General features: G+C 63.7%; 15 protein-coding genes. 11 read left to right on the top strand and 4 right to left on the bottom strand.

Going from position 1 to position 15,947, the window contains the following annotated elements:
- Nucleotides 1-16 precede the first annotated feature (16 nt).
- Nucleotides 17-238 (top strand): hypothetical protein, encoded by a 222-nt coding sequence (locus MJO47_RS00475; RefSeq protein WP_253959157.1) that lies wholly within the window; start codon nucleotides 17-19, stop codon nucleotides 236-238.
- Between the two features lie 106 nt (nucleotides 239-344).
- Here MJO47_RS00475 and MJO47_RS00470 read toward each other — a convergent pair whose 3' ends face one another.
- Nucleotides 345-1,991: a fatty acid--CoA ligase gene (locus MJO47_RS00470; RefSeq protein ID WP_253959156.1), complete on the bottom strand. Its 1,647-nt coding sequence runs from the start codon at nucleotides 1,989-1,991 to the stop codon at nucleotides 345-347.
- 216 nt (nucleotides 1,992-2,207) lie between these two features.
- On the opposite strand from MJO47_RS00470, the gene MJO47_RS00465 reads away from it, so the two are divergent.
- The 10 genes from MJO47_RS00465 to MJO47_RS00420 all read left to right on the top strand — a co-directional run bounded on the left by MJO47_RS00465 (nucleotide 2,208) and on the right by MJO47_RS00420 (nucleotide 13,946).
- A complete protein-coding gene (locus MJO47_RS00465) occupies nucleotides 2,208-3,053 on the top strand; it encodes a branched-chain amino acid ABC transporter permease (protein WP_253959155.1) in 846 nt (281 codons plus the stop codon).
- 41 nt (nucleotides 3,054-3,094) lie between these two features.
- Nucleotides 3,095-4,918, top strand: coding sequence for a thiamine pyrophosphate-dependent enzyme (locus MJO47_RS00460; protein WP_253959154.1), 1,824 nt, complete (start codon nucleotides 3,095-3,097; stop codon nucleotides 4,916-4,918).
- Nucleotides 4,915-5,418, top strand: a complete 504-nt coding sequence (locus MJO47_RS00455; protein ID WP_253959153.1) for a 2-oxoacid:acceptor oxidoreductase family protein — start codon at nucleotides 4,915-4,917, stop codon at nucleotides 5,416-5,418. Before MJO47_RS00460 ends, MJO47_RS00455 begins: the two co-directional genes overlap by 4 nt.
- 9 nt (nucleotides 5,419-5,427) lie before the next feature.
- The gene (locus MJO47_RS00450; protein ID WP_253959152.1) at nucleotides 5,428-6,426 is read left to right on the top strand and encodes a branched-chain amino acid ABC transporter permease; all 999 of its coding nucleotides are present in this window, start codon (nucleotides 5,428-5,430) and stop codon (nucleotides 6,424-6,426) included.
- Nucleotides 6,413-7,177 carry an ABC transporter ATP-binding protein gene (locus tag MJO47_RS00445; protein WP_253959151.1) on the top strand — a complete coding sequence of 255 codons (765 nt, stop codon included), beginning with the start codon at nucleotides 6,413-6,415 and terminating at the stop codon, nucleotides 7,175-7,177. Before MJO47_RS00450 ends, MJO47_RS00445 begins: the two co-directional genes overlap by 14 nt.
- Nucleotides 7,177-9,267, top strand: a complete 2,091-nt coding sequence (locus MJO47_RS00440; protein ID WP_253959150.1) for an ATP-binding cassette domain-containing protein — start codon at nucleotides 7,177-7,179, stop codon at nucleotides 9,265-9,267. The genes MJO47_RS00445 and MJO47_RS00440 overlap by 1 nt, the downstream gene beginning before the upstream one ends.
- Before the next feature lie 36 nt (nucleotides 9,268-9,303).
- Nucleotides 9,304-10,458 carry an ABC transporter substrate-binding protein gene (locus tag MJO47_RS00435; RefSeq protein WP_253959149.1) on the top strand — a complete coding sequence of 385 codons (1,155 nt, stop codon included), beginning with the start codon at nucleotides 9,304-9,306 and terminating at the stop codon, nucleotides 10,456-10,458.
- A gap of 341 nt (nucleotides 10,459-10,799) precedes the next feature.
- The gene (gene serB, locus MJO47_RS00430) at nucleotides 10,800-11,996 is read left to right on the top strand and encodes a phosphoserine phosphatase SerB (protein WP_253959148.1); all 1,197 of its coding nucleotides are present in this window, start codon (nucleotides 10,800-10,802) and stop codon (nucleotides 11,994-11,996) included.
- Nucleotides 11,993-12,688 carry a DNA/RNA nuclease SfsA gene (gene sfsA, locus MJO47_RS00425; RefSeq protein ID WP_253959147.1) on the top strand — a complete coding sequence of 232 codons (696 nt, stop codon included), beginning with the start codon at nucleotides 11,993-11,995 and terminating at the stop codon, nucleotides 12,686-12,688. The genes serB and sfsA overlap by 4 nt, the downstream gene beginning before the upstream one ends.
- A gap of 7 nt (nucleotides 12,689-12,695) precedes the next feature.
- Nucleotides 12,696-13,946, top strand: a complete 1,251-nt coding sequence (locus tag MJO47_RS00420; protein WP_253959146.1) for a nucleotidyltransferase — start codon at nucleotides 12,696-12,698, stop codon at nucleotides 13,944-13,946.
- Nucleotides 13,947-13,951: 5 nt separating this feature from the next.
- Here the strand turns inward: MJO47_RS00420 and MJO47_RS00415 are convergent, their stop codons facing one another.
- Genes MJO47_RS00415 through MJO47_RS00405 form a run of 3 tightly spaced genes read right to left on the bottom strand, consistent with a single transcriptional unit; the run spans nucleotide 13,952 to nucleotide 15,935 of the window.
- A complete protein-coding gene (locus MJO47_RS00415) occupies nucleotides 13,952-14,587 on the bottom strand; it encodes a TPM domain-containing protein (protein ID WP_253959145.1) in 636 nt (211 codons plus the stop codon).
- A 36-nt stretch (nucleotides 14,588-14,623) separates the two neighbouring features.
- Nucleotides 14,624-15,346 carry a YgcG family protein gene (locus MJO47_RS00410; protein ID WP_253959144.1) on the bottom strand — a complete coding sequence of 241 codons (723 nt, stop codon included), beginning with the start codon at nucleotides 15,344-15,346 and terminating at the stop codon, nucleotides 14,624-14,626.
- A gap of 1 nt (nucleotide 15,347) precedes the next feature.
- Nucleotides 15,348-15,935 carry a LemA family protein gene (locus MJO47_RS00405; protein ID WP_253959143.1) on the bottom strand — a complete coding sequence of 196 codons (588 nt, stop codon included), beginning with the start codon at nucleotides 15,933-15,935 and terminating at the stop codon, nucleotides 15,348-15,350.
- Nucleotides 15,936-15,947: the final 12 nt, after the last annotated feature.

Genomic DNA, 15,947 nt, shown 5'->3' with positions numbered 1-15,947 from the left:
GAAAGGAAGGTTCTCCATGTCCAATCCCGCTGAATTCGTCAAGGCCTGTGTCGACGGCAAGGTCTGGCTCTTTTGCCCCGAGTGCCAAGAATCCAAGAACTTCAACGATGTCGAACACATCGATTCGGAAGGGCATCCCTCCTACTGGGGGACAGAGCCCTGGTGGCACGACACGCGCATCTTCAAATGCCGCGACTGCGAGACGGTCCAGCGCTCGACGCTGCACCTGCAGGAATAAAACGATCCTGCTAAGCTTTCATCACTAAAGCCTGACAGAGGCCAAGGACAAAAAAAGCCGCCCATGTGACACACGGGCGGCTTTGCTGTTTGCGGCGGGCGAGGATTTAGAGGTATTTTTCCCGCAGGGTGGTCTTGCTGATCTTGCCGACGCTGGTCTTGTCGATGGCGTCGACGAAACGCACCCGCAACAGGACGATGGTTTTGGACAGCATCCCCGTGTCGGCGTAGTTGCGGGCATGGGCGACCAGCTCCTTCTCGGAGGTCTTCCCCTCGGCCTCGGGTTTGAGCACGACCAGGGCCAGGGGGCGCTCCCCCCACTTGTCGTCGGGCTGACCGATGACCGCCACCTCGCTGACGGCGGGATGGTGCGCGATAATGTCCTCGATCTCCAGGGAGGATATCCACTCGCCGCCGGACTTGATGACGTCCTTGGTGCGGTCGGTGATCTTGAGGTAGCCGCGGGCGTCACGCACGGCCACGTCACCGGTGTGCAGGTAGCCGCCGCGCCAGAGGTGCTCGGAGTTCTTGTGATCCTTGAGGTAGCCCTGCGTCAGCCAGGGGGCGCGCACGACGATCTCGCCGCCGCTGGCGCTGTCCGCCGGCACGTCCCGCATCTGATCATCGACCAGGCGGATATCGACCAGCGGCATGGGCCGGCCGGTCTTGCAGCGGACTTCCGCCTGCTGTTCGGCCGGGAGTTCGAGCATTTCCGGGGTCAGGTGGGAGATGGTGAGTATGGGGCAGGTCTCCGACATGCCGTAGCCGGTGAAGAGATCGATGCCTTTGGCCATCGCCGCCAGGCAGAGGGACTTGGGCAGGGCGGCGCCGCCGATGACCACCTTCCAGTGGGACAGGTCGATTTGGTCAATGAGTGGGCTTTTGAGCAGCATGTGCAGGATGGTGGGGACGCAGTGGGAGAAGGTGACCCTTTCCCGGTCGATGAGTTCGAGCAGATGATCGGGGACGTAGCGGCCGGGGTAGACCTGCTTCACTCCCAGAGCCGTGGCGACGTAGGGGAGGCCCCAGGCGTGGACGTGAAACATGGGGGTGATGGGCATGTAGACGTCCTGTTGGTGAAAACGCCCCTGGCTGGCCGGGGTGCCGATGGCGGCCAGGACGCCAAAGGTGTGCAGGACCAGCTGGCGGTGGCTGAAGTAGACCCCCTTGGGCAGGCCGGTGGTGCCCGTGGTGTAGAAGGTGGTGGCACGGGTGTTTTCGTCGAAGTCAGGAAAATCGTAATGGGTCGGACAGGCCTGCAGCAGGTTTTCGTACTCGCCGGCGAAGGCGACCTGGGAGGCGGGCGTCTCGGCGCCGTCCTGCAGCAGGACGAAGTTTTTCACCGTGTCGATGCGCCCCTTGATCTGTTCGAGGATGGGCAGGAAGTCGCTGTGGATGAGCAGCACATCGTCTTCGGCGTGGTCGATGGTAAAGAGAATCTGGTCCGGCGACAGGCGGATGTTGACCGTGTGCAGCACGGCGCCGATCATCGGCACGGCAAAGAAGCATTCGAGGTAGCGATGGCTGTCGTAGTCCATGACCGCCACCGTGTCGCCGGGCTTGACCCCCAGCTTCTTCAGCGCGTGGGCCAGGCGGCAGATGCGCTGATGCAGGGTGCGGTAGTCGTAGCGCAGCAGGTCGCGGTAGACGATCTCCTGCTCGGGATTAGTGACCAGCGGGGTTTGCAGCAGGTTCTTGATGAGCAGGGGGTAGGCATAAGCCGATTCAGTGCGGGGGATGACAGGGGCGCTCATGGCAGACATTCCTTTCGTCCGTCAGGGTGATTGGTGAGGTGGAGGCGCCCATTATGGCGCAAAATAAAGGCCAATGGTAGTCTCTCCTGTGCTTTTTGTCGCCCTGCGGTCTTCTCAGGGCAAAAGGGGGATTTAATACTTCTCAAAGGAGGCTGTTTTAGGGTACTCTTCCCCGTTGACAGGGAGAGAACGGGGGCTGGCTTGTATCAGGATTTCATGCAATTTGTCTTTTCAGGGCTGACCAGCGGCGCCATCTATGCGCTCATCGCCCTGGGATTTTCCGTGGTCAACAATACCATGGGGATCGTCAACTTCGTGCAGGTCGACTTCGTCACCCTGGGGGGGATGCTGATGTTCTCCGCCCTCTTCGCCTTGGGCCTGCCCATGATGCCGGGCCTGCTGCTGGCCGTGGCCGGGGTGGCGCTGGTGGCCATGCTGGTGGAGCGTTTCGGTCTGCGCCCCTCGCGTTCGGATCACCATCTGGTGCTGATTTTTCTCACCGTTGGCCTCTCCATCATCCTGCGAGGGATCATGAAGCTGGTGTGGGGCAAGAATCGCATGGCTCTGCCGCCCCTTTCCCCCGACCGCCCCATCGAGATCCTGGGGGCCACGGTGCTGCCGCAGGCTTTGTGGATCTTTGGGCTGACCCTGGCGGCCATCGTCCTGCTCAGCTGGTTCTTTTATCGCACCCCCCTGGGGCTGGCCATGCGGGCCGTCGCCTCCAACCCCACCGCCGCCGAGGTCGTGGGCATCCCCTCCGGCCGGGTGCGGGCCACCAGCTTCGCTCTGGCCGGCGCTCTCGGCGGTCTGGCCGGGGTGCTGGTCACCCCCATCACCACCCTCAATTACGATGTGGGGGTGCTGCTCGGCCTCAAGGGGTTCGCTGCCGCCATCCTCGGCGGTTTCGGCTCCTTTCCGGGAGCCATTGCCGGCGGACTTACCCTGGGACTGCTCGAGTCCCTCTCCGCCGGTTATCTCTCCAGCGCCTATAAGGACGTGGTCGCCTTCGTGGTGCTGCTGCTGGTGTTGTTCGTCAGGCCCAAAGGCCTGTTGGGAAAATAATCTCGCCCGCTACCCGCGGGTGTATGGAAGGTTTGTAAGCAATGGAAAATCAGGTTCAACTTCTGATGGGAAATGAGGCCATCGGCCGTGGTCTCCTCGAAGCGGGCTGCCAGGTGGCCGCCGCCTATCCGGGGACGCCGTCGACGGAGGTGCTGCAGGCGGTCATCGACCGCCAGCACGAGGCGGTGGAGCCCTTGCATATCGAATGGTCCGTCAACGAGAAGATCGCCTTCGAGGTCGCCCTGGCCGCCAGCTACACCGGCAAGCGGGCGGCGGCGGTCATGAAGCAGGTGGGGCTCAACGTCGCTGCCGACGCCTTCATGCGCACGGCCTATCTCGGCGTCAAAGGGGGCCTGGTGGCCATTGTGGCGGACGATCCCGGCCCGCACAGTTCGCAGAACGAACAGGATACCCGCCTTTTCTGTCTGTCCGCGCGGGTGCCGGTACTCGATCCGTCTACCCCGGCCGAAGCCAAGGCCATGGTGGCCGAGGCGTTCCAGTTGTCCGAAGAGTACGAAGTGCCGGTCGTACTACGGCCAACAACCCGCATCTGTCATTCGCGGCAGAACGTCGCTCTGGCGGAACCCGTCGCCCTGGGCCGCCGGGCCGCCTTTCAGAAGGATCCGGCCCGCTGGGCCGCCACGCCGGCCTTTTTGCCGGCCCTGCACCGCCAGCTCAATGACAAGCTGGAGCAGATCGCGCGGGATCCGCGCTTCCAGCCGAAATTGACCGTCGGGGATGACAGTCTGGCGCGCACGGCCCTGGTGGCTTCGGGCATCGTCTACGGGCATCTCGTCGACCTCCTGGACGAGTTGGGCCTGAGCGGCCGTTACGACCTCTTCCAGGTGACCATGCCTTATCCGTTGAGTCCGCTCTTTATCGAACAGCTGCACACCGGCTACGACCGGGTTCTGGTGCTGGAGGAGACCTACCCGGTCATCGAGATGCAGCTGGCCCATGCCGGCGCGGTCGGCCGCCACAGCGGCGCCATCCCTCGCGAAGGGGAAATGACGCCGGACCTGGTGCATCGCGCCCTGGCCGACTTCCTCGGTCTGCCGCAACCGGCGGCCCTGGCCAAGGCGGCGCCCGGACGGCGGCCTTCCCTCTGCGCCGGCTGTCCGCATCGCACTTCTTTCTACGCCATCAAGAAGACCTTCCCCAAGGGCATCTATCCCTCGGATATCGGCTGCTACACCCTCGGCATCAATTTGAAGGCCGTGGACACCGCCCACTGCATGGGGGCCTGCATCAGCCAGGGGGCCGGCTTCTATCAGGCCTATGCCCAGGATGGCGATTTTCCCACCGTCGTGGTGACCATCGGCGATTCGACCTTTTTCCATGCCGGTCTGCCGGCCCTGGTCAACGCCGTCATCCAGCAGGCGCGTATTATCGTCGTTATCCTCGACAACGCCACCGCCGCCATGACCGGCGGCCAGCCCGTTCCGCACCTGGGCTGGGCGGCCGGGGGGCGGCCGACCCGGGCGGTGGCCATCGAACCGCTGGTGCGGGCGGCAGGGGTGGACTTTCTTGAAGTTTGCGACCCCTACGATCAGGAACAGCTGGAGGGACTTTTGCGCCAGGCCGATGACCATATCCGCAGTCCGCAGGGCGGGGTGGCGGTGATCATCTCCCGACACGGCTGCCTTATGGACAAGGCGGTGCTCAAGGCGCAGGCCCGTTTCGCCGTGACCATCAACGACGCCTGCGTCGGCTGCCGCAAATGTGTCGACCAGTTCGAGTGTCCGGCCATGTCCATGGATGAAGTGGGGGGGCGCGCCCTCATCGATCAGGATCGCTGCGTCGGCTGCGGCACCTGCATTCCCGTCTGCCCGGTCAAGGCGATCATCAAGGAGGCCCAGGCATGAAGCAGCAGATTGTTGTCAGCGGCATCGGCGGTCAGGGGGTCCTCTTCCTCACCCGCGTCATTGCCCAGGTGGCCGTCGATCGGGGGCTGCCCGTGCTGACGGCCGAGACCCACGGCATGGCCCAGCGCGGCGGCACCGTGCTGTCCACCATCAAGGTCGGCCCCTTCGCCAGCCCGTTGATCCGCGCCGGTCAGGCCGATGTCGCCCTGCTGTTGCGGGAAGACAATCTGCCGGTGCACAAGCCCCTTCTCAAGGCGGAGGCCGCCCTGTTCATCAATGCCGCCGGGGCCGGGGAAGGAGTGCGCCTGGACGCCGACGGCCTGGCGCGGGAGCTGGGCAACGCCGTGCTCTCCAACCTGGTGCTGCTTGGCCTGGCGGTGCGCCAGGGGAGGCTCTTCTGCAGCGCCGCTGAGTGCGAGGCCGCCATCCGCACCTTGGCCCCGCCGCAGTTCGTCGCGCAGAATCTGGCCGCTTTTCAGCGGGGCCTGAACGCTTCCTAAGGGCAGACCATGACCTTCCGACAGAAATTCGTCTATTTTGTCGTTCTGCACCGCACCGGCCTGTGGGTGGGCGCCCTGACGCTGGCGCTGGGCCTCTATCCACTGGTGGAGAAGAACCCCTACACCCTCGGTCTGACCAACCTCATTGCCATCTACGCCATCGTCGTGCTCGGGCTCAACCTGTTTATCGGTTACGCCGGCCAGATTTCCCTCGGCCATGCCGCCTTTTTCGGTCTCGGCGCCTACGGTTCGGCCATCGGCACCGCCACCTTCGGCCTGCCGGCCTGGCCCACCCTGGTGGGGGTGGCGGCGCTGGTGGCGCTGGTGGCCCTGCTGGTGGGGGTGCCGGCGCTGCGCCTTTCCGGCCATTACCTGGCCATGGCCACCCTCGGCTGCAATATCGTCGTGCATACCGTTCTCCTGCAGTGGGACACCGTCACGGGCGGGCCGAGCGGCTTTCCCGGCGTGGCGCCGCTGGCCATCGGTCCCCTGGTGTTCGACGACGAGGTGCGTTTCCATTACCTGGTCTGGAGTTTCACCCTGGTCGCCCTGCTGCTGTCCCTCAATCTGGTGCGCAGCGGCGTCGGCCGAGGGCTGGCTGCCCTGGCCGGCGAAGAGACGGCCGCCGCCGCCCTGGGAGTCGACACCCGGCGGGCCAAGGTCAAGGTCTTTGTGCTGTCGGCGGTCTTCGCCTCGGTGGCGGGCAGCCTCTTTGCCCACTGCTACGGCTTCGTCAGCCCCGACTCCTTCGGGATCTTCACCTCGACCGATATGGTGATCATGGTGGTGGTCGGCGGCATGGGGTCCATTTGGGGCTCCCTTTTCGGGGCCGGCCTCATCACCCTGCTGCCCGAATGGATCGCCGCCCTGGAAACCTACAAGGATTTCGTGCACGGGGCCGTCCTCATCCTGGTGCTCATGTTCTTCCCCCAGGGGCTGGTCACGGGAGTCATCGACCAGATCCGTGTCCGATTGGCTTTGCGGAGGCGTCACGATGCTGCAGCTTGAGGGGGTGAGCAAACGCTTCGGGGGGTTGCCGGCTCTTGACGGGGTCTCCTTCCGGGTCAGGGCTGGACAGGTGACGGCCCTGATCGGACCTAATGGGGCCGGCAAGAGCACCCTGATCAACGTCATCACCGGCGTGCTGCCGCCGAGCAGTGGCGCCATTGCCTTTGGCGGTCGGCCTATCGCCGGACTGCCGGCCCACGAGGTGGCCCGCCTCGGCATCGCCCGCACCTTTCAGAACCTGAAGATCTTTCCCCGGCTCTCCGTGCTCGACAATGTCCTGTGCGGTCTGACCTGCGAAGCCGGGCGTTCCCTCGTCATGGCCATGCTGCGTCTGCCCTATCTGCGTCACCGCGAACGGCGCCTGCGTCTGCGGGCCCTGGAGGCTCTCGACCGCTTCGCCCTGGCTGACAAGGCGCATTGGCCCGCCGGGGTCCTCGCCTACGGCGACAAGAAGCGGGTGGAGCTGGCACGGGCCAGCGTCAGCGAACCGCAACTGCTGCTGCTGGACGAACCGGTGGCCGGTCTCAATGCCGACGAGACGGCTGCCGTCGCCGAGCAGTTGCGTCGCCTGCGCGTTTCTGGCCATACCTTGCTGCTGGTGGAGCATGACATGGACCTGGTGATGGGCGTGGCCGACCAGGTGGTGGTGCTCGACAGCGGCAGGTGCATCGCCCAGGGGACACCGGCGGAGATCCGCCGCAATCCCCTTGTTCTCGAAGCCTATCTGGGGCGCATGGAGGCGACCGCCTGATGCTGACAGTCACCAATCTCACCGCTCATTACGGGGCCGCCCAGGCCCTCTTCGGCGTCAGCTTCGAGGTGGCCGCCGGCGAGACGGTAGCCCTGGTCGGGGCCAACGGCGCCGGCAAGAGCACCCTGCTCAAGTGTCTGATGGGACTGGTCAAACCGACGGCCGGGAGCATCCTTCTCGATGGTCGCGATCTCACCGGCAGCGCGCCGGCCCGCATGGTCGGTCAGGGCCTCGCCCTCTCGCCGGAAGGGCGGGAGGTATTCGCCCACCTGTCGGTGCACGAGAATCTGCAGCTCGGCGCCCTGGCTCTGCGACTGGCCAGGAAGGAGGAGTCGGCGCGCCTGGAGGAAATCTATGAGCGCTTCCCCAAACTCCGGCAGCGGCAGACACAACTGGCCGGCACTCTCTCCGGCGGCGAGCAGCAGATGCTCGCCATGGGACGGGCTCTTATGGCCAAACCGCGCCTGCTGCTGCTCGACGAGCCAAGCCTGGGCCTGGCCCCTCTCATCACCGACGAGATCTTCGCCATCATTCATCAGCTCGGCCGGGCTGGCACCACCATTCTGCTGGTGGAACAGAACGCCGCCCGCGCCCTTTCCGCCTCCGACAGTGCCTATCTGCTGGCCAATGGCCGCATCGTCGAACAGGGGGAAAGCTCCCGTCTTCTTAACGATCCGGCGCTCCGTTCGGCCTTTTTGGGCGCCGCCAGTCAGGACAACCCCGCCGCCAGTCGTCTCGGCGCTGCCGGGTTGACCAATATCCGCCTGGAGAAACCCGCTATGCACCAGAAGAATTTCATGCCCGCCTTTGAAAACGAAGCCCAGCTCAAGGACCACCAGCTCAAAGGGCTGCAGTGGACCGTGCGCCACGCCTACGAAGGTTCGAGCTTTTACCGCCAGCGACTCGATGAGGCCGGTGTCAGCCCCGACAGCATCCGCAGCCTGGACGATGTACGCCGCCTCCCTTTCACGACCGCCGACGATCTGCGCGACGGCTACCCCTTTCCCCTGCGCGCTGTCCCCTTTGAGCAGATTGTGCGCGTGCATGCCAGTTCGGGTACCACGGGTAAGCGCAAGGTGCTCTGTTATACGCAGAAGGATCTCGACGACTGGACCGACTTCTTTGCCCGCGCCTACCAGATGGCCGGCGTCACCCCCCTCGATCGCGTGCAGATTGCCGTCGGCTACGGGGTGTGGACGGCCGGCATGGGCTTTCAGCTCGGCTGCGAAAAGATCGGCGCCCTCGCCGTGCCCGTCGGGCCGGGCAATATCGATCTGCAGATCCAGTTTCTTATTGATTTCCAGTCCACCGTCTTCTGCTCCACCGCCTCCATGGCCCTGCTGATGGCCGAAGAGATTCACAAGCGGGGGGTGGCCGACAAGATCGCCGTACGGAAGATCATCTACGGTTCCGAGCGCTCCAGCCGCTCCATGCGTCAGAAAATCTCCGAACTCTTCGGTGGAGCCGAACTCTTTGATATTACTGGGCTCACCGAACTCTACGGCCCCGGTACCGGCATCGAGTGCAGCGAGCACGACTGCATCCACTACTGGGGGGATTACTACCTGCTGGAGATCGTCGATCCCGACACCCTGCAGCCCCTCCCTGACGGCGAGTGGGGAGAGATGGTCCTCACCAGCCTGTGCAAGGAGGCGGCCCCCCTCATCCGCTACCGCACCCGCGATATCACCCGCATTATTCCCGGTGCTTGCACCTGCGGCTCGGTGCTCCCCCGTCATTCCCGCATCAAGGGGCGCAGCGACGACACCATCAAGTTTCGCGGCGTCAACATCTATCCGTCGAGCATCGACACCATCCTCTCCGCCGTGCCCGGGCTCGGCTCCGAATATCAGATACATCTGACCCGCGAGGAGGCTTCCGGGCGGGACAGCATGCGCCTGCTTATCGAGCGCGCCCAGGGGGTCGGCGCCGAGCGCAGCGCTGAACTCATCCACGAGGCCATCCACCAGATCAAAAAACAGCTCATGGTCTCCGCTGACCTGGAGCTGGTCGATTACGGCAGCCTGCCCCGCTCTGAGGGCAAAAGCAAACGCGTCTTTGATACGCGGATTCAGGATGAAATCGTCTGAACCAGGTCAGGGGCTTTTTACAGGAGGAGGTACACTATGAAACGCGTGTTGGGCATTTTCAGTCTGCTGGTGCTGCTGGCCAGTCCGGCGCTGGCCGCAGAGCCGATCACCATCGGCGCTTTCTTCGATCTGTCCGGGCGGGCATCCTTTATCGGTACCCCGACCAAGCTGGTGGCTGAAATGGTCGTCGACAAGATCAATCAGGAGGGGGGCATCAACGGCCGCCCCCTGGCGCTGGAGATCGGCGACACGGAAGCCAATCCCGCCAAGGCGGCCAATATCGCCAAAAAGTTCATCTACAAGGACAAGGTAGCGGCGATTATCGGTCCCACCCTCACCGATACGGGCATGAACGTCAAAAAGATTGCCCATGACGGCCGCGTGCCCATCGTCATGACGGTCGGCGGCGATCCGGTCATCATGGGGGGCGACAAGTTCGGCCCCTTTGACTGGGTCTTCAAGTCACCGCAGCGCTCCCGGACCGCCGTCGAACGGCTGCTGATCTATCTGCAGGAAAAGGGCCTGACCCGCGTGGCCCTGCTGATCGCCTCCGATGGCTTCGGCAAGGACGGCGCCGGCTGGATGCACCAGCTCGCTCCCCAGTACGGCGTTGAAATCCTGCTGGAAGAGTCCTTCGGCCCCCGCGACACCGATATGACCGCCCAACTGACCCGGGCCAAGAACGCCAAGCCCCAGGCCATTATTTGCTGGACCACCGGCCCCGCCGGCGCCATCGTCGCCAAGAACAAGGCGCAACTCGGCATCGAGCTGCCCCTCTTCCAGTGCCACGGCCTGCCCGACCCCAAGTACATCGAGCTGGCTGGGGCCGCCGCCGAGGGGGACCGCATGCCGGCCACCAAGCTCATGGTGGTGGATGAGCTCGATGACAGCGATCCGCAGAAAGCGGTTATCCAGGAATTCATCCATCTCTACCGGGAGAAGGGCTACGACAAGCAGTTCCCTATCAACACCCATTCGGGCTACGCCTGGGATGCCATCATGATCCTGGCCAATGCCATGAAAAAGGTCGGCACCGAGCCGGCCGCCCTGCGCAAAGCCATTGAAGAGACCACCGGCTATGTCGGTGTCTCGGGGATCTACCATATGACCGCCGAGGATCATAACGGCCTGGGTGTCGATTCCATGGTGATGGTCGAGGTCAGAGAGGGGCGCTTCGTTCTGGCCCGTTAGACTGGCCCTTGTCTCAGCTCTTCAGCCGGCCCCGGTCTTTTCGTCCGGGGCCGTATTTTTGGGGGGGATTAGATAAAAAAGGCGCACCGGCCAGGAGAGAGGCCGATGCGCAAAAGGAAGGAGGGTTGTATCGATTGGCCAAGGGTGAACCTGACCAATTGGGTAAACATTATCAAAAGGATGGGAAAAGGTCAATACATAAATCAGTTTTTTAGTGGGAAATTTTATGCATCGGCAGACCGGGAGGTTGGAGTCTGGGCGTTTACGGGGTTGCAGGGGGTGGGGTTTGACGGTAGAATACCGACGTTTTTCAGGACAGATGAAAGGGGTTGTTTAATATCATGGATCGTAAGATGGTTCTTGTTACCATGACCGGGCCGGACAAGCCGGGTATCGTCGCCGCCGTGACCGGCAATATCGCCGCCGCTGGAGCGCGCATCCGCGACATCGAGCAGACGGTGACCCATACGCTGCTTTCCTTTTCGGTGCTCATCGATTTTCCCACGGGTGAGAGCGACCAGAAACCCCTGATCAAGGATCTCCTTTTCCTGGCCAAGGAGCTTGGGCTGGATCTCGATTTTCAGGTACTGTCCGAATCGGAGTACCGGCGCAAAACGACCAAGCACGCCTATGTGGTGACCATTCTGGGCGGCGAGGTGAGCGCTACCTCGCTGGCGCGGGTGTCACGCATCCTGGCCGACAACCGGGTCAACATCGAGCGTATCTCCAAACTGACGCAGGGACAGCTGCGCTGCGTCGAGTTTCTCATCACCACGCCGCCGGAACTGGATGTCAAGGCCATGACCCGCAAGCTGCTGCGTGTCGGCGCCAGCCTCGGCGTCGACATCGCCATGCAGAAGGAGAGCCTCTACCGCCGCGCCAAGCGCCTGGTGGTGATGGACATGGATTCCACCCTCATCCAGATCGAGGTCATCGACGAACTGGCCCGCCTGGCCGGGGTCGGGGAGCAGGTGGCGGATATCACCCTGCGGGCGATGAACGGCGAACTCGACTTTCAGGGGGCGCTGCGGGAGCGGGTGGCTCTGCTGCAGGGGCTGTCGGTCGACGCTCTTGAGGAGGTTTACCGCCATATCCCCTTCACGCCCGGGGCCAAGAACCTGGTGCGCATTCTCAAGCGGCTCGGCTTTCGCACGGCAGTCATCTCGGGGGGCTTCAAGTTTTTCACCGATCGCCTCAAGACTGAACTGGGCCTGGACTACGCCTACGCCAACGACCTGGAGATCGCTGACGGCAAGGTGACCGGTGCGGTCAAGGGGGAGATCGTCGACGGGGCCCGCAAGGCCCAGTTGCTGGAGGAGATAGCCTGTCAGGAAGGGATCACCCTCGACCAGGTGGTGGCCATCGGCGACGGCGCCAACGATCTGCCGATGCTGGGCAAAGCCGGGCTGGGTATTGCTTTCAATGCCAAGGCCCGGGTGCGGGAGCAGGCCGATTATCATATCAACCAGCAGAGTCTCGACTCCATCCTCTATCTGCTCGGCTTCTCCGAGCGGGAGATGGCCGAGATCGACCAATGAGACTGCCCCAGCCCCTCCTGGAGGGGCGCCTGCTGCGGCGCTATCAGCGCTTCCTTACCGATGTCGAGCTGGCCGACGGCCGCGTGGTGACGGCCCACACTCCCAATACCGGCAGCATGAAGCAGTGCGCCGTGCCGGGACACCGCGTGTTGCTCTCCACCTCGGACAACCCGAAGCGAAAACTCCTCTATACCCTGGAGCTGATCGAAGTCAACGGCCACTGGGTCGATACCCACACCCACCGCACCAACCGGGTGGTCGAGGAAGGCCTGCGCCAGGGAGCCATTGCTCCGCTGGCGGGCTACCAGGTGCGGGCGGAGTACCCTTTCGGCGCCAGCCGCCTCGATTTTATGCTGGAAAATGAGCGGGAGAAAGTGCTGGTGGAGGTTAAAAATGTGACTCTCTGCTGCGCGGCCACCGTCGCCTGCTTTCCCGATGCCGTGACGACGCGGGGGCAGAAACACCTGCGTGAACTGATGGCGGCCCGCCAGCAGGGCTATCGTACGGTCATTTTCTTCCTCGTCCAGCGCGGTGAGGCTGAGGCCTTTACGCCGGCCGACGCCATCGATCCCGATTACGGCCGTCTGCTGCGGCAGGCCGCCGCCTGCGGCGTCGAAGTCATGGCCTACCGCAGCCTGGTGACGCCCACGGAAAACCGGGTCGGCCCGCCTCTTTCCGTCCTCCTCGGGTAAACCCGTCATGCGCGCCGTCGGCCTGATCACCGAATACAATCCCTTTCACAACGGACACCTCCACCACCTGCGTCAGAGCCTGGCCCTTGCCGGGGTCGAAGTCGCCGTAGCGGTCATGAGCGGGCATTTCCTGCAGCGCGGCGAACCGGCGCTGGTCGATAAATGGGTGCGGGCCCAGATGGCCCTGCGAGCCGGCATCGACCTGGTCCTGGAGCTGCCCTTCCCCTGGGCCTGCAATAGCGCCCCGGTTTTCGCCCAGGGCGCCGTTCAAGCTCTGAATGCCCTCGGGGGGGTCGACTCCCTTTGCTTTGGCAGCGAAGCGGGGGATATGCAGGCACTGCAGGAGTGCGCCCGCTGGCTGGAGGCGAACGAAGAGGTTGTGGCCCGCCGAACCGGTACCCTGTTGCGGCAGGGTCACAATTACCCGACAGCCCGCGCGCAACTGGCGCAGGAGCTGGCGCCGGACGCCTCTTTTGGGCAGTTGCTCGCCTCGCCCAACAACATCCTTGGTCTCGAGTATCTCCGGGCCCTGCGCCGAACCGCCAGTACGCTGCGCCCCTTGACCATTTCCCGTCTCGGTGCCGGCTATCATGACGAGGAGGCCGTGGGGGATGTGGCGAGCGCCACGGGCATTCGCCGCATGCTCGCCGCCGGAGAGGACATCACCCCCTTCATCCCTTCTTCCGCTTTACTCCCTTTGCAACAGGCCCTGGCCGAAGGGCGCTGTCTGGATGAGACGCATCTGCATCGCCTGCTGCTCAGTCGCCTCTTCAGGGGGGCACAGACGCTCAAGGGCATCTACCAGGTCGAAGCCGGTATCGAACCACGCCTGCTCGAGGCGGCCGAGTGCAGCGACTCCTATTCGGCCCTGGTGGATGCCATCAAGTCACGGCATCTGACTCGCACCCGTGTCCAGCGCCTGCTCGCCTATGTGCTCAACGAGGTGCAGACCGATAACATGGCCGCCTTTCTGGCGAGGGGGCCGCTCTATCTGCATGTTCTCGCCTTCTCGGCCAAGGGGCGCGCCTTTCTGGCCGCCAGCCGAAAAAAACGGACCTTGCCCCTGGTACAGAATTACTCACGGATACAGTCGATTCTCAAACGGACCTACGGGGCAGAGAGCGAGACCCTGCGGCTGGCGCAGCGCCTGCTGGAACTGGAGGTGCGCGCCGGTCGCAACACCACCCTGCTGCAGCGGCAGTGGCCCGGCGGGCCCCGCAGTAGCGATTATTATCGGGAGGTCATTACAGAAAAATAAGGGGCTTAGCCGAGAATCAGGTTGGGCAGTTCGTCGCGGTCATCCGCCCGGCGGGGGAAATGTTCTTCCAGCAGCTCGGCGCAGCGGGTGATGGCCTCGCAGAGAGCGTCGCACGCCAGCCCCTGGTGAATGCCTTCGGTCACCGTTTCGACGATCTCCTCCCAGACGTGCAGAGGAACGCGGGCGTTGATGCCACGGTCAGCCAGCACATAGACCCGTCGTTCAAACAGGGAGAGCAGAATGAGGATGCCGGTGTGATCGCGGGTGTGGTGCAGGCCCTGCTCAAGAAAGCTGACGAGGGCTTTTTCCTCCACTTCCCCGCGGATCTCGGCGGGATGAATAAGGCAGCGTTTGAGCGTGGGGGTGTGGCGGATGAAGAGTTTAAAGGGAAAGTAGGCGAGGGCGAAGATCGGCAGAAAAACCCAGACGGAGGAGCCGCCGAAGGCCCAGCTTGCCGTCACGCCCGTGGCCAGCGACAGTAGGACGGCGCCGAGAATCTCGGCCCGGGGGTAGTCGTAGCTGGCGTCGATCACCATGGGAACGATCTCGCCGCTGGTGCGTTTCTCGGCTTCGAAGACGGCGGCTTTGAGGCGTTGCCGTTCGTCTTCGCTGAAAAATGTCTGCGCTGTGACTTTCGCCATGACAGTTCCTGTGCAAGGGTGAAAAGAAGATCGTCCTTACCAGCCGCCGGAAGCGCCGCCGCCCCCGAATCCGCCCCCGCCGCCGCCGAAACCCCCACCGCCGCCAAAGCCGCCACCGCTGAAGGGTGGTCCGCCGATCCATAGACCGCCTCGACGACTGCCACGGTGGCTGCGTCCACCCGTCAGGAAGAGCAATCCCGGTCCCAGAAAGAGCAGCAGTGCCAGCAGGCCGAGAGGGTGGCGCTCCTTCTGCTGACGGGATGACCCCGATCCCGTGTACTCACCCCGCACCGCTTCGGCCATGGCGACCAGGCCGGCGGCGATGCCGCCATCATAATCTCCTCGCCGGAAGCGAGGGGTGATCTCCTGATCGATAATGCGGCCGGCCAGCAGGTCGGTGAGTCTCCCCTCCAGCCCGTAGCCGACTTCGATGCGAATCTTGCGGTCGTCCCGCGAAACCAGGAGCAGGGCGCCGTTGTCCTTACCCTTTTGCCCGAGTCCCCAGGTCTCCGCCACCTTCAGAGCCGCGACTTCCAGTGGTTCCCCCTCCAGGGAGGCGACGGTGAGCAGGACAATCTGCGTCGAGTCACTGGCTTCGAAATCGGTCAGAAAACGCTCGATTTTCAGCGCCATCTCGGCCGAGAGGAGGCCGGCCAGGTCGTTGACATGCCCCCGCAGGGGAGGCACGTCGAGGGCGCTGGCTGTCAGGGGCAGCAGAATGACAAGCGTCAGGGCGAGAAAAAAGCGTCTCAGGAGCATGCTAGAAGTTGACCTTGGGGGCCGTGGCCGCGCCGGCCTCCGCCTTGAAGGGTTCCTTGCGTTCGAGCTTCAGCATGAATTTGTTGGTCAGATTGTTGGGGAAGGTGCGGATCGAGCTGTTGAAGACCTGCACCGCTTCGTTGTAGCGCTGGCGGGCGACGTTGATGCGGTTCTCGGTGCCTTCGAGCTGGTGCTGAAGGTCGCTGAAATTCTGGCTGGCCTTCAGGTCGGGATAGCGTTCAGCCACCACCAGCAGGCGGGAGAGGGCGCCGGAAAGTTCTCCCTGGGCCGACTGAAAGCTTGCAAGCGCGACGGGGTTGGACAGATCCTGACCACTCAGGTTGACCTGCCCCACACGGGCCCGCGCTTCGGTGACGGATTGCAGGGTCTCCCGCTCATGACTGGCGTAGGCCTTAACCGTCTCCACCAGGTTCGGGATGAGGTCGGCGCGACGCTGATAGGTAGCCTCCACGTCGGCCCAGGCGGCAAAGACCATTTCTTCATTACGCTGGATTTCATTGTAGCCGCACCCTGAAAGCAGAGTCAGGGAAAGCATGATCATGGCGATGAGGGAGAAACGCGTCTTCATGGCAGAGCTCCT

This window comes from Desulfuromonas sp. KJ2020, assembly GCF_024197615.1.
GTDB lineage: Bacteria > Desulfobacterota > Desulfuromonadia > Desulfuromonadales > SZUA-540 > SZUA-540.
Note: the sequence above shows the minus strand (reverse complement) of the source record. Positions and strands in the feature narration are given on the sequence as shown.

Excerpts from the sequence above, each read along its gene's own strand:
- MJO47_RS00475 (WP_253959157.1), top strand. The coding sequence starts at position 17 with ATGTCCAATCCCGCTGAATTCGTCAAGGCCTGTGTCGACGGCAAGGTC.
- MJO47_RS00470 (WP_253959156.1), bottom strand. The coding sequence starts at position 1,991 with ATGAGCGCCCCTGTCATCCCCCGCACTGAATCGGCTTATGCCTACCCC.
- MJO47_RS00465 (WP_253959155.1), top strand. The coding sequence starts at position 2,208 with ATGCAATTTGTCTTTTCAGGGCTGACCAGCGGCGCCATCTATGCGCTC.
- MJO47_RS00460 (WP_253959154.1), top strand. The coding sequence starts at position 3,095 with ATGGAAAATCAGGTTCAACTTCTGATGGGAAATGAGGCCATCGGCCGT.
- MJO47_RS00455 (WP_253959153.1), top strand. The coding sequence starts at position 4,915 with ATGAAGCAGCAGATTGTTGTCAGCGGCATCGGCGGTCAGGGGGTCCTC.
- MJO47_RS00450 (WP_253959152.1), top strand. The coding sequence starts at position 5,428 with ATGACCTTCCGACAGAAATTCGTCTATTTTGTCGTTCTGCACCGCACC.
- MJO47_RS00445 (WP_253959151.1), top strand. The coding sequence starts at position 6,413 with ATGCTGCAGCTTGAGGGGGTGAGCAAACGCTTCGGGGGGTTGCCGGCT.
- MJO47_RS00440 (WP_253959150.1), top strand. The coding sequence starts at position 7,177 with ATGCTGACAGTCACCAATCTCACCGCTCATTACGGGGCCGCCCAGGCC.
- MJO47_RS00435 (WP_253959149.1), top strand. The coding sequence starts at position 9,304 with ATGAAACGCGTGTTGGGCATTTTCAGTCTGCTGGTGCTGCTGGCCAGT.
- serB (WP_253959148.1), top strand. The coding sequence starts at position 10,800 with ATGGATCGTAAGATGGTTCTTGTTACCATGACCGGGCCGGACAAGCCG.
- sfsA (WP_253959147.1), top strand. The coding sequence starts at position 11,993 with ATGAGACTGCCCCAGCCCCTCCTGGAGGGGCGCCTGCTGCGGCGCTAT.
- MJO47_RS00420 (WP_253959146.1), top strand. The coding sequence starts at position 12,696 with ATGCGCGCCGTCGGCCTGATCACCGAATACAATCCCTTTCACAACGGA.
- MJO47_RS00415 (WP_253959145.1), bottom strand. The coding sequence starts at position 14,587 with ATGGCGAAAGTCACAGCGCAGACATTTTTCAGCGAAGACGAACGGCAA.
- MJO47_RS00410 (WP_253959144.1), bottom strand. The coding sequence starts at position 15,346 with ATGCTCCTGAGACGCTTTTTTCTCGCCCTGACGCTTGTCATTCTGCTG.
- MJO47_RS00405 (WP_253959143.1), bottom strand. The coding sequence starts at position 15,935 with ATGAAGACGCGTTTCTCCCTCATCGCCATGATCATGCTTTCCCTGACT.